This window comes from Bacteroidales bacterium (genome assembly GCA_023228145.1).
GTDB lineage: Bacteria > Bacteroidota > Bacteroidia > Bacteroidales > CAIWKO01 > CAIWKO01.
The window spans coordinates 77425-90439 of sequence record JALOBU010000012.1 but is presented as its reverse complement, the minus strand read 5'-3'; the positions used below and the strand labels follow the sequence as shown (position 1 = coordinate 90439).

Genomic DNA, 13015 nt, shown 5'->3' with positions numbered 1-13015 from the left:
GGCATTTGAAAAAAACTCTGTTTACTATCGGGCAGTATATAGATTTGATGAGAAAGGTGTTTACCAAACACGAAAAAGCTTCTGTTTTTCGTAGCCAAATCATCACCGAAGTAAATAACCTTGGACTAGATTCGTTGGGAATAGTTGCATTTATTTCTGTTTTTATGGGGGCTGTTGTTGCCATTCAAACAGGTTATAATTCTACCAGCGCATGGATACCTGACTACACAGTTGGGTTTACTACTCGCGCATCCATTGTACTGGAATTTTCTCCAACCATTATCTGCCTGATTTTAGCCGGCAAAGTTGGTTCCAGAATATCGTCAGAAATAGGTACCATGAGGGTTACAGAGCAAATTGATGCACTGGAAATTATGGGTGTAAATTCAGCCAATTTTCTGATTTTGCCTAAAATTGTTTCTTCAGTAATTATATTTCCAATTTTGGTAATTATAAGTATGTTTCTTGGCATTTTCGGGGGGTGGTTTGCTTCTGTTACTTTTGGCATTGTCACTTCTTCCGCATATTACGAAGGCATTACACTTGATTTTATCCCATTTGAAATTTTTTATTCGCTGGTAAAAACGGCTGTTTTTTCTTTTATTATTACTTCTGTATCAGGATATTATGGTTATTATGCATACGGTGGTGCTCTTGAAGTAGGAAAAGCAAGCACTAAAGCTGTTGTTACCAGCAGTATATTAATTATTTTATTTAACCTTCTTATCACCCAAATAATGCTCGGATGATTGAAACAAGGAACTTATCGAAAGGATTTGGTGAACACAAAGTTATCAATGATATCAACCTGATTTTTGAACGCGGGAAAACCAACCTTATCATAGGACCGAGCGGATCGGGGAAAACTGTTCTTATGAAATGCATTGTTGGATTGCTTGATATTGACGAAGGCATGGTGTTGTTTGATGAGCGAAATTTTACGGATATGAACTTTAAAGAAAGAAAATCCATTCGTCAGGAAATAGGGATGATGTTTCAGGGTGGCGCATTGTTTGATTCCATGACTGTTGAGGAAAATGTGATGTTTCCGCTGAGCATGTTTACAAAAAAACCTCTTGAAGAAAAACAGGACCGTGTAAATTTTTGCCTGAAAAGGGTTAATCTGGAGAATGTAAATATGCTTTATCCCGCCGAATTGAGCGGAGGTATGAAAAAACGGGTTGCTATTGCCCGGGCCATCGCTATGAATCCAAGTTATTTATTTTGTGACGAACCAAATTCCGGTCTTGACCCGAAAACTTCCATCCTGATAGATAACCTTATCAGTGAAATTACGCAGGAGTATCAGATTACAACGGTTATTAATACCCACGACATGAATTCGGTGATTGAAATTGGAAATAAAGTGGCATTTATTTATAAAGGAAAACTCTGGTGGGAAGGGGATAACAATATGGTACTTGATACCGACAATGAGGAATTGAACAATTTTGTTTATGCTACAGAACTTACACGCCGCTTAAAAAAATAAATGCATTTTCTTGATATAGTAATATTAATACTTTTAGGTATTGGATTTTTTAAAGGATTCAGGAAAGGCTTAGTCATTGAATTGGCAAGTTTAGCGGCACTTTTTCTGGGCGTTTTTGCAGGTATTTATTTCAGCGATTTTGTCAGTGGGTTGTTGATAAATAACTTTTCATTAAACGCATCTTATACTTCGGCTATTGCGTTTATAATTGTTTTTATTGCCGTACTTATAATGGTTCGTGTTATTGCTAAAATGATAGAAAAATTGATGGACCTTGTATCCCTTGGTTTTTTTAATAAACTATTTGGCGCATTATTTTCGCTGTTAAAGTATGCTTTTATAATTAGCTTGCTGTTTTATATTCTTTGTAAACTCGATATTAATCAAAAAATTATTACTCCAGATATTAAAGAAAAATCTTTATTATACAAGCCTGTAAGCGTTATAGCTCCGTTTAGCATTCCTTTAATTAAAAAGGAAATTAATATAATAAAATCTGCTAAAGAGTGATAATTAATCAAATAACGTTGTTATTTGTTTATTTTTTTGAAAAAAGTATAAAAAATAGTCAGTCCTAAATGCGCCAGAAGTACTGTTCCTAAAATTATCAGGCAATATATATACCAAGGGTTTGCAAAGTTTCTATCAAGGTACCAGTTCACCTTGTAATCTAAAGTTTTATTTATCATAAAAAAAGTAAAACCAAACAAAATACTTATTGAAAAATGCATAAGAATTATTTCTGGAGTGCAAAATTTTCTTAAAATAGGTTTGTTGTTACTCATTGCTAGTCACATTTTTTTATTTCATACATGCCTTTCATCGCCTTATCGTAATCGGGACATTCTATATCGCTCCAATAATTGCCATGTGGCTCAAGGTGCCCGAAATTATCCCAATAAGCTTTTTTTCCCATTGCATCATAATGTAAAGCCCCGCTTTTATATTGTATTGTATAAATAACACTCATAAATGCCGTCAGAAGAATTAATAAAAGAAATGGAATTTTTATCCAGAATTTTTTTTGCCAAATCCAATGAATAAATAAGGCTAAAAATATCGCCATAATACCATAGGAATCAATCATTACCCGTTGCCCCAAACTTCCTCCATACCACCAGCACCACCAGGAAAATATAATATAAATATTAAATACGAAGAAAATGACTGTAGGGAAAAAGAGTTGTTTTAAGTGCTTATAGGAAATAATTATCCCAACGATAGCAAAAAACATTAGAGGTGTGTAGAGCAGCCAACCTTTTTTGTAACTAAACAAACCATAAATAATTTCAGGTGAATTGAAAAAAAAGTTTTCATCACGATATGAATAAAACATCCAGTGTCCTGTTACTGTTTTCCAATAATAAAATTGTGGCAACCAGATTAATACAGCGCATATTGCGATAAGAATTAAATGTGGAAATTTTTTAATAAAGAAAAAAAATCTTTCTTTAATATCCTTTACGCTTTTAATATTATAAAGTAGTAGAAATAAGCCCACTATTACATTTGTTGGCCTTATTAATGAAATTATTCCTAATAAAACACCCAGAATGATTGTTCTTGTCAGTGTTGTTTTTTGATGCCACTTTATGGTATAAAATACAAATACAGTGATGAGACTAAAAGAATATACATGTGACATTGGGGACTGCAGGGTGGCATAATAAAACAAATTTGTGCCAATAAAAATGAGTAATATCGTGAAAGCTGTGACAAACTCATTAAAAAACATTTTTAATAATTTTTTTAAAAAAACAAAGCCAATAATAAGATAGCATAATGAGCTAATCATCAACGCAATATGATAAGGTTTTGAGTATCCAAGTGCGCTATTCCCGCTTAACTTTGCATACCAGTGCCCCACCACGAAAAAAGGAGCATAAAGATAAGCGACACCCATACTCATTTTTAAAACATGTTTTTTCGTGGGGTCTTTTAACGACCATATTCTGAACTCTCCTTTTGTCTTTTCATCTTTGGTAAATTCAAGTGAAATATCATTATATATAAAAGCTGCCGGCAAATAGGCATAATACAAAATAACATCACTTGTTATCACTCCGTTTTCGTCTGTCCATTTGTCGTATTTTAAAATATAAAAACCTGTAATGATTGCAATAAAAAAAATTGCAATTCTCGACAGGGTAAAAGATTTGAACACAAAACTCATGAATGGCAAAACAATAAAAAATAGTGTTTTATTATCACAAATTAATCTATAATAGCTTTCACACCGGGCAACTCTCTTCCCTCTATATACTCGAGCATAGCCCCGCCGCCGGTTGAAACATAACTGATCTGGTCGGCAAGGTTGTACTGATTAATCGCAGCTACGGAATCGCCGCCGCCAACAAGAGAAAAGGAACCGCTGATAGTAGCACTGGCAACAGCTATGGCAATGGCTTTGGTTCCCTGTTTGAAATTGGGGAGTTCAAAAACACCCATGGGGCCGTTCCACAGGATGGTTTCTGATTTGTTAATTATTTCTGCAAAACGGCGGCATGATTTTTTCCCGATGTCAAGCCCCATCCAGTCGCCTTTTATTTTATCCACAGGGCTTTCTTTAAAATTGGCTTCATCATAAAAACCATCGGCAATTATAGCATCCGTGGGAATATAAAGATTGACACCTTTAAGCATCATATCCTGAACCATCTCTTTAACTTCAGGAATTTTATCATCTTCAATAAGCGAACCGCCGACTTCTCCACCAAAAGCTTTAATAAAAGTAAACGCCATACCGCCACCCACAATGATATTATCAACTTTATTAATAAGGTTTTTAATAATGGAAATTTTTGATGAAACCTTAGCCCCTCCCACAATGGCCGTAAAAGGAGGCTTTGCTTCGTTTAGAATTAAGTTCAGGTTGTGGAGTTCATTAGCAAGTAATAAACCAAAATATTTGTTATTAGGGAAAAACTCTGCAATAGTTGCTGTTGAAGTATGTTTCCTGTGTGCTGTTGCAAAAGCATCGTTAATGTATGCATCACCTAGTGAAGCAAGCTCTTTCGCAAATTTTTTATCGCCTTTTTCTTCTTCAGGGTAAAACCTCAGGTTTTCCAGAAGTACAACGTCGCCAGGTTTAAGAGCGCCACAAACCTCAAAAGTTTTTGGGCCAAACAAATCTCTAGTGAAAATTATATTGCGATTCAAAAGTTTAGAAAGCCTTGGCACAATAGGTGTCAGAGAATAATCCTGTTCGTAACCTCCTTTGGGTCGGCCAAGATGTGACATTAATATTACAGCTCCTCCGTCATTCAATACTTTCTGAATGGTCGGAATCGATTCTTTTATGCGTGTGTCATCGGTTATCTGACGGTTTTGATCCAGAGGAACATTAAAATCAACACGTATCAGAACTTTTTTATTTTTAAAACTAACCTTATCTATGGTTTTTACTTTATCAATGTTTTTTGTCATAATAAAAAATGTATTTTTTTGTAAAAGTATAAAACAGTTTTTTATTCTCAAAAGGAATTCATTTTTTTTAAATAATTCCTTTTATAAAAACTTTAAATTTGTATTATTAATCAAGTAATCATCAAAATTGGTATCTGGGATTATCTTTAATTATGCTCAATTTGAACAAAAGCGGGAACTTAAATAAATAATTGCAGAATTATGAAAGATATAAAAGTAACTCTTGTCCAGTATGACCTTATATGGGAGCAACGAGAAAAAAATTATAAAAAATTAAATAAAATATTTGACCAAATTGAAAACCACCAGGATATAATTTTGCTCCCGGAAATGTTTAGCACAGGCTTTACTACGAATATTGAGGATTTTTCTGAAAATATGGATGGGCCGACAGTAAGTTGGTTGAGGCATCAAACAATGAAATACAAATCTGTGATTGCGGGAAGTTTTATTTTTGATGATGGAAGTAAATGTTATAATCGCCTGGTGTGGATGCAAACTGATGGGAAATATCATGTTTATGACAAGCGTCACCTGTTTCGTTTTGGCAACGAACATAATTATTTTAGCTCCGGGAAACAAAAACATGTTTTTATAGTGAATGATTTTCGTATTTGTCCATTAATCTGTTATGACCTGCGATTCCCTGTTTGGGCAAAAAATACTTATACTACCGGAAAGTTTGAATATGATATCCTGATTTATATTGCCAATTGGCCTGAAGCCCGTAAACATCATTGGGAGATTTTGCTGAAAGCACGCGCCATTGAAAACCTTGCTTATGTTATAGGCTTAAATCGTATTGGAGAAGACGGCAGAAAGATTAAATATTCAGGAAATTCAATGATTGTAAACCCCAGAGGAGAAATCATAGGTAATTTTGATGATTATGAAGAAGGAATTAAAACTATTACATTAAGTAAAAACGAATTAACTCAATACAGGGAAAAATATAATGTGGGAGTGGATTGGGATAATTTTACTATACAGTGATGGAACATTTTGTTTTTTAAAGAATCCGCAGACAAAAAAGTACTTTATAAAATCAATTGTCAGATATTTTTCTGTCAAAAAACCTATGTAAGACAATAAGCAGCCAGAGCCGGTTATAAATATAATCATAACCCTTATTTAAAAAGCAATCTTTAAGTTCTTCAACCTTCCTGAAATTACAAATGTTGTGTTTTTTGATTATGCTTTCTGAAAGATGTTCGTCAATAAGGTATTTTAATTCATTTTTAAGCCACTTTTTTAACGGAATGGCGAATCCCCATTTGGGCCTGTCGAAGTATTGTCTGGGGATGTAATCATATAAAACTTCTTTCAGCAGGTATTTCTGTGTAGTTCCTTTTATTTTAAGTTTTTCTGAGAGGTTAAATGCAAATTCTACGATTCTGTAATCAAGCAGAGGAACACGGGTTTCAAGGGAATATTTCATTGAGGCCCTGTCAACTTTTACTAACAAATCGTCTTTCAGATAATATTTCAAATCAAACAGAGCTTGTGCTTCACTGGCTGAAATACTTGTTGATTTAAGATCTTCGGATAGCAATATTTCTTGCCTGAAATCCGGATGCAGAAGCTTAAATATTTCATTGCACTTGAAAAGGTATTGCTCCTGTGAAAAAATATGGCTTTTTATTTTTGAATAGCCCGGGTAATCAAAAATATGGGCAGCACGCCGGTATCTGTCACCAAGCATTGATAAACTAAAGTAAATGGGCTTATGAAAAGCCCGATAAAAAGGATTTTGCATACGTCTTGCCCAGTTGTATGCTCCATAACCCATGAACAATTCATCTCCTCCATCTCCCGATAAAGTCATGGTAACGTATTTACGCGCCAATTTTGAAACTAACATAGTAGGTATGGCCGACGAGTCAGAAAAAGGTTCATCATATACATCGATTAATTCAGGAATTAATGCAATTGCATCTTTTTCTGTAACCTTAAATTCATGATGCCGGGTGCCAAGATAGTCAGCAACCTTTTGAGCATAAGCACTTTCATTGTATTTTGAATCTTCAAAGCGTATGGAAAAAGTGTTAACGGGTTTGGAGCTAACGCTCTGAGCAATTGCAGTAACAAGGCTTGAATCAACGCCTCCGCTTAAGAAAGTACCAAACGGCACATCGCTAATTAAACGGTATTTTACAGAATTCTCAAGCAGAGTTTTCAATTTGTTTTTAGCCTGGGTTTCATCGCTAAATAAATCACCTTCTATTTTTTCTTCAATATTCCAGTAAGATGAAATAAATATTCCTTCGCTATTCACAACTGCATGAGAAGCTGAGGGAAATTTATATATTTTATCATAAATGGTATGTGGTTCCGGTATGTAACCAAGGTAAAGAAATTCGTTGATTGAGGAGCGGTTAATCTTAACTGATTTTTTTATAAAGGGACTTGTCAGAAGAGATTTAATCTCAGAAGCAAACGCAAAATTATGCCCGTCAAAAAAATAATATAAGGGTTTAATGCCAATCCTGTCCCGAAATAAATATAATTTTTTTTCTGCTTTATTAAATATGGCAATAGCAAACATTCCGTTAAGTTTATTTACAAAAGAAACTCCCCATAATGCAAAAGCTTCAAGAATTACTTCTGTATCTGAGGATGTCTGGAATTTGATAGTGCGTTGTTTCAATATTTCTTCTCTGATTTCACGGAAGTTATATGTTTCTCCATTGTATGCTATTACAAAATTATTATCGTGGGAAAGCATAGGTTGATTGGCTGCTTCACTTAGGTCTATAATACTTAATCGCCTGTGCCCTAATCCTATATAACCGTCAAAAAAATGTCCGGAAGCGTCCGGCCCGCGGTGCTGCAGACGTTGCGTCATCTTCACCAAATCTTCGTTTGAAAAAATGTTTTGTTCTGAATAAAAACCGGCTATTCCACACATACTTGTCGTATTAGTTTATCACCCTCCCAAGACTCTTCGATATTTCTGCCCGGGTTGATTGCCTTTCTTTGAGTTTCTCAAGCAAAATAAGTATTTCCGGATTTTCAGAATTTTCCTTCTGCAGTTTTTTTATTTCATTTTTTATATCAGAAATTTCTTTTGTTATCAGATGAAGGTTTATAGAATTAATAGTATTTGAGATGTCATTGACCAATACATTCCTGTCATCGTCTTCATGCCTGGGTGTATATATTTTATATTTTTCTTCCCAGTATTTGCTTAGTTCGTATTTGCGGCTCAGAATGCTGATAACGGTTTTTGAAAATTCAAGGTTTTTATGGTTGATGAAATGTAGAATATCGGAATGCCCAGTAGTAATCATAATATGAATATACTCATCGTATATGCTCTGAAGTATTTTTTCATGAAAATAAAATTTATTTTTTTTAAGTATTTGCGAAATAAACAAGATAGCTTTTTTTGAAATTATTTCTTTAACCCCATCATTGTTTGTTTCAACAAGCATATTTTCATCACCAAAATTCAGAATAATCCACATCAGGTATCTTTCAAGAGAAGACAAATCGTCCTTGTCAGGCAGAAATTGTTTTTCAGTTTTGTATTCAATGGTTTCGGGAGGTACAAGTTCTTCTTCGTTATGTGTTTCGGATTGAGAAATATTTTTCTTTAATTTTTTTCTCAGATGTTTGTTAAGCTCGTTAATCAAAGATTGCTCTGATATCTGCATCAGGTCTCCACATTCCTTAATGTAAACGCTTCGATGAATCGGTTCGGGAATGAGTGATATGGTTCTAACTATTTCTTTAATTAGTTCTGCTCTTTTTATTGGGTCTGTTTTAGCTTCATCAAGTAAAAGTTTGGTTTTAAACAAAATAAAATTTGCGGAATTTTCTTTAATAAATTTTTTTATCTGTATGGCATCCGTTTTTCTTGCAAAGGAATCCGGATCTTCGCCCTGGGGTAAAATCACTATCCTGACATTCATGCCCTCCTCAATTATCATATCGGTACCTCTCAGAGAAGCTTTTTGCCCGGCTTCATCCCCGTCATATATTATCGTGATGTTGTTAGTAAATTTTTTAATAAGTCTGATTTGCTCTGTTGTGAGCGAAGTCCCTGATGAAGCTACAACATTTTCAATACCGGATTGAAAAAGGGATATGACATCTGTATTGCCTTCAACAAGAAGGCAGTTATCATTAGAAACTAAAGCTTGCTTGGCGAAAAATATTCCGTATAGTGTTTTGCCTTTATTGTATATGTCTGACTCCGGCGAATTAATGTACTTAGGTTTGTTTTTGTCCGATGTCAGTATTCTTGCTGTGAAGCCGATAACCCTGCCTGTCAGGTTGTGAACAGGAAATATAACCCTTTCCCGGAAACGGTCATAATAAGTTCCGTCTTCCTTTTTAATAGAAAGGCCTGTCTTTTCAAGATATTGTATTTTGTAGCCATTCTCAAGGGCTTTTTTTGTCAGGTTATCCCAGGCTGCTGGTGAATAGCCCAATTGAAATTTTTTAATGATGGTCTGGTTAAAACCTCTTTCATTAAAATATGACATACCCACAGAAAGGCCTTCCTCTGTATTGTAGAGGTTGTTGGTGAAGTGTTTCTGAGCGTAAGCAACAAGGTTGTAAAGGCTTTCAAGTTCAGACTGCATCTGTCTTTCTTCCTCGGTCTGAACTTCGTCAACAATTTCAATGTGGTATTTTTCAGCAAGATATTTCAGTGCATCGGGATAACTTAAATGTTCATGGGTCATGATAAAATCAACAGCTCCGCCACCCTTACTGCAACCAAAACAGTAATAAAAACCTTTGGCCGGGGATACAGTAAAAGAAGGAGTTTTTTCATTATGAAAGGGACATAGCCCTACATAATTTGCACCGCGCCTTTTTAATGAAACAAAATCGGAAACAACTTCTTCGATCTTTGCTGCATCTAAAATGTTTTGAATAGTCTCTTTTCTTATCATTTCTTCCCGAAAAACATGGCTAATTTACGAAAAAATACTAATTTTAAGCCTTCATAAAATTACCATGGCACCTGCTCGTAGTTCTGTTAAATTAGTCGTCATTATATTATTGTATTTTGCCGTTTCATCTTGCGCATTATTTGATGTTTCGCGTTCAAAAAATCCAAAAAAAGTTGCTAATCGTTTTCTTAAACATTTTTATAATCAGGAATATGACAAGGCAAAGATATATGGTACGACCAAAACAAGACAAATTGTTGATTTTATGGACCAACTGCAGGCAGTGAGCGGCCAGGATAAATTACCTATGGATACTAAAGTTGTTTTGCTTGATTGTGAACAAAAGGGCGACACAGCATATTGTAATTACCTGGCTAACAATATTAAAAATGAACTCTTACTTATTAAAGTTTACGATAAATGGCTCGTTGACCTGAAAAAAGAAGCTAAAGTCCCTAAGGATAAAACTAAAATGGTTAATGATTTCTTAAAACATCAAAAAACTGATGACAGCAAAAAATAGCTTATTTGTGTTATTGATTTTTATTGGTTTTGCTTGTAAAACAGGTCAGAACGGAAGGCGCCTCACTCCCGAAAAAACTTCAGAATTGTTTTTTAAACATTTGAATAATAATGAGTTTGACAAGGCAAAAGAACTTGGTACAGAACATACTATCAAAATTGTAAAATTTATTGAAACCTTATCAAATATGGGTGGTGGAGACAAAATCCTTCTTATGGATAATAAATCAGAATTTGTTGACTGTGTTATTAATGGCCGGGAAGCCATTTGTAATTATAAAACTTATGACGGTGGGATTCAAAAAGTGTATCTGCTGAAACAAAAAGGCCGATGGCTGGTTGACCTAAGAAAAGACCCTCGGGAAAAACTCAAATAATCAACAAGTTGCTCTCTTATATCAGATTTAAATGGAATTTTATTAATAAAGTTTTTTGGAGAAATTTAGTAAATTTTTTTATTAACGGCGCTATGTGAGTAACTCTGCTCAGCATTAAAAAAAATAAAGATTTAAAGAAGTATTTTTGCAAACCATTTTAATGCATCAGAGTTCTATGCCCAAAAAACAAGCAGGTAAAGAAAAGAAAATATTTGTCCTTGACACCTCTGTAATTCTTTACAATCACAATGCCATAAGAAGTTTCGAAAACAATGATGTTGCCATCCCTATTACTGTACTTGAAGAACTGGATAATTTTAAAAAAGGCAACGACATTAAAAATTTTGAAGCGAGAGAATTTATACGTATTATAGACACGCTTTCTGCTGATTTTACATTGCAGGATTGGATACCGCTTGATTTTAAAAATTGCGGAAAATTTATCGTTGTCATAAATGGAAAGGGTGAACCTGATGCGTGCAAAATACTAGGCGAAGACAAACCGGACCACAGGATATTAAATTCAACGCTATCGCTTATCCGCAAATATCCCGACAAAAAAGTCATATTGGTTACTAAGGATATCAACCTGCGTCTGAAAGCAAAATCTCTGAATATTGTTGCCGAAGATTTTGAGACTGGGAAAATAAAAGATATCGAATCCCTTTATACAGGAAAAACACTAATAGAAAATCTTCCCGGAACAGTGATTGATAAAATTTACACCGAAGGATTTTGCCTGCCGGAAGATATAGGATTGAAAACCCCCATCCCAAACCATTACTTTATATTAAAAAACACAAGAAGTTCGGCCCTGACATTTTTTAATCCCGTTAACGGATTAATAGAACGCATTGAGAAGCGTTCAGCTTTCAGAATAACGCCCCGTAATGCCGAACAGGTTTTTGCTTTACATGCAATATTAAACCCTGCCGTTAAACTTGTGACTTTACAAGGTGTTGCTGGAACAGGAAAAACATTGCTCGCTCTGGCCGGTGCGCTTGAGCAGAAAAGGGATTTCAAACAGATTTATATGGCAAGGCCCATTGTTCCGCTGAGCAATAAAGATATCGGTTACTTGCCGGGAGACATCAAATCAAAGGTTAATCCGTATATGGAACCGTTATTTGATAATTTAAAAATGATACAAAACCAGTTTGATGAAAGAGACAAGGAATATAAAAACATAACGGATGCTGTTGAAAAGGAAAAACTTGTTATTACACCTTTGGCATATATTCGCGGCAGAAGCCTTTCAAATATTTTCTTTATCATTGATGAAGCCCAGAATCTCACACCTCACGAAGTAAAAACCATCATTACACGCGCAGGAGAAAATACTAAGATTGTTTTCACAGGAGATATTTTTCAGATAGACACCCCTTATCTTGATTCAGAAAGTAATGGGCTTTCGGTGCTTATTGATAAAATTAAACATCACCCGATTTATGCGCATGTGCAACTTGAAAAGGGTGAACGCTCCGAATTGGCAAACCTTGCCGGCGAATTGTTGTAGAATATGAAACTTTTTTACAGAACCCTTGGGGAAGGAACTCCATTAGTCATTATTCACGGCCTATTTGGAATGTCCGACAATTGGATTACAATTGCTAAAGTTTTTGCAGAAAAATTCAAAGTGATTTTGCCCGACCTTCGCAATCATGGCAATTCGCCGCATAGCATTGATTTTAACATTAATGTTATGGCAGAAGATATTAATAAATTGTTTCAGCGGCTTGGGATTTCTTCTGCATTTGTAATAGGGCATTCTCTTGGTGGTAGGATAGCCATTTCCTTAGCATTACAATATCCTGAAATAATAGAAAAACTGATAGTAGTTGATATTGCACCACGGAAATATACCGGGAATAAAAACATAACAAACTTACTGGAAGTTATGACCCGCATAGATTTCTCGATGCTTAAAACTTTTTCTCAGATTGAAAAAAAAATTTCACACTTTATATGGGATAAAAAAGTTGTCAATTTATTATTGAAGAATATTAAAAAAACAGATAAGGGTTATTACGAATGGAAATTAAATTTTCCGGTAATAAAATCCAATATTGAAACACTCATGTGTCCGATTATTGAAAAAAACACATTTAAAAAACCTGTAATGTTTTTAAAAGGTGAATTATCCGATTTTATTGTTTCTGAAGATGAACAGGAAATTTCACGCTATTTTCCAGATGCAAAAATTATTACTGTAAAAAACGCAGGGCATTGGGTACATGCAGATGCTCCAAAGGAATTTATTCAACAAGTAAACAGCTTTCTTGAAAACTAAATAC

At 34.5% G+C, this 13015-nt stretch carries 12 protein-coding genes; 8 read left to right on the top strand and 4 right to left on the bottom strand.

Annotated elements, in window-relative coordinates; translation table 11 throughout:
- Positions 1–47: 47 nt before the first annotated feature.
- Genes M0R16_07745 through M0R16_07735 form a run of 3 tightly spaced genes read left to right on the top strand, consistent with a single transcriptional unit; the run spans position 48 to position 2002 of the window.
- Positions 48–749: an ABC transporter permease gene (locus tag M0R16_07745; protein ID MCK9612781.1), complete on the top strand. Its 702-nt coding sequence runs from the start codon at positions 48–50 to the stop codon at positions 747–749.
- The gene (locus tag M0R16_07740; GenBank protein MCK9612780.1) at positions 746–1492 is read left to right on the top strand and encodes an ATP-binding cassette domain-containing protein; all 747 of its coding nucleotides are present in this window, start codon (positions 746–748) and stop codon (positions 1490–1492) included. The genes M0R16_07745 and M0R16_07740 overlap by 4 nt, the downstream gene beginning before the upstream one ends.
- Positions 1493–2002 (top strand): CvpA family protein, encoded by a 510-nt coding sequence (locus M0R16_07735; GenBank protein ID MCK9612779.1) that lies wholly within the window; start codon positions 1493–1495, stop codon positions 2000–2002.
- A 277-nt stretch (positions 2003–2279) separates the two neighbouring features.
- Here M0R16_07735 and M0R16_07730 read toward each other — a convergent pair whose 3' ends face one another.
- Both M0R16_07730 and M0R16_07725 read right to left on the bottom strand, forming a co-directional pair.
- Complete coding sequence (locus M0R16_07730; GenBank protein MCK9612778.1) at positions 2280–3665, bottom strand: hypothetical protein; 1386 nt, start codon at positions 3663–3665, stop codon at positions 2280–2282.
- 41 nt (positions 3666–3706) lie between these two features.
- Positions 3707–4918 carry a phosphoglycerate kinase gene (locus M0R16_07725; protein ID MCK9612777.1) on the bottom strand — a complete coding sequence of 404 codons (1212 nt, stop codon included), beginning with the start codon at positions 4916–4918 and terminating at the stop codon, positions 3707–3709.
- A 201-nt stretch (positions 4919–5119) separates the two neighbouring features.
- Between M0R16_07725 and M0R16_07720 the strand changes: the two genes are divergently transcribed.
- Complete coding sequence (locus M0R16_07720) at positions 5120–5911, top strand: amidohydrolase (GenBank protein MCK9612776.1); 792 nt, start codon at positions 5120–5122, stop codon at positions 5909–5911.
- Positions 5912–5963: 52 nt separating this feature from the next.
- On the opposite strand, the gene asnB is transcribed toward M0R16_07720, so the two are convergent.
- Positions 5964–7826: an asparagine synthase (glutamine-hydrolyzing) gene (gene asnB / locus M0R16_07715; GenBank protein ID MCK9612775.1), complete on the bottom strand. Its 1863-nt coding sequence runs from the start codon at positions 7824–7826 to the stop codon at positions 5964–5966.
- 10 nt (positions 7827–7836) lie between these two features.
- On the bottom strand, positions 7837–9822 hold the full coding sequence (dnaG, locus tag M0R16_07710) for a DNA primase (protein MCK9612774.1): 1986 nt from the start codon (positions 9820–9822) through the stop codon (positions 7837–7839).
- Between the two features lie 64 nt (positions 9823–9886).
- Here dnaG and M0R16_07705 point away from each other — a divergent pair, with 64 nt between their 5' ends.
- From M0R16_07705 to M0R16_07690, 4 genes are all read left to right on the top strand, one after another.
- Positions 9887–10345, top strand: coding sequence for a hypothetical protein (locus tag M0R16_07705; protein MCK9612773.1), 459 nt, complete (start codon positions 9887–9889; stop codon positions 10343–10345).
- Complete coding sequence (locus M0R16_07700) at positions 10329–10721, top strand: hypothetical protein (protein MCK9612772.1); 393 nt, start codon at positions 10329–10331, stop codon at positions 10719–10721. The genes M0R16_07705 and M0R16_07700 overlap by 17 nt, the downstream gene beginning before the upstream one ends.
- A gap of 175 nt (positions 10722–10896) precedes the next feature.
- Entirely contained in the window at positions 10897–12237 is a 1341-nt protein-coding gene (locus tag M0R16_07695) for a PhoH family protein (protein ID MCK9612771.1), read from the top strand.
- Positions 12238–12240: 3 nt separating this feature from the next.
- Positions 12241–13011 (top strand): alpha/beta fold hydrolase, encoded by a 771-nt coding sequence (locus tag M0R16_07690; protein MCK9612770.1) that lies wholly within the window; start codon positions 12241–12243, stop codon positions 13009–13011.
- Positions 13012–13015 lie beyond the last annotated feature (4 nt).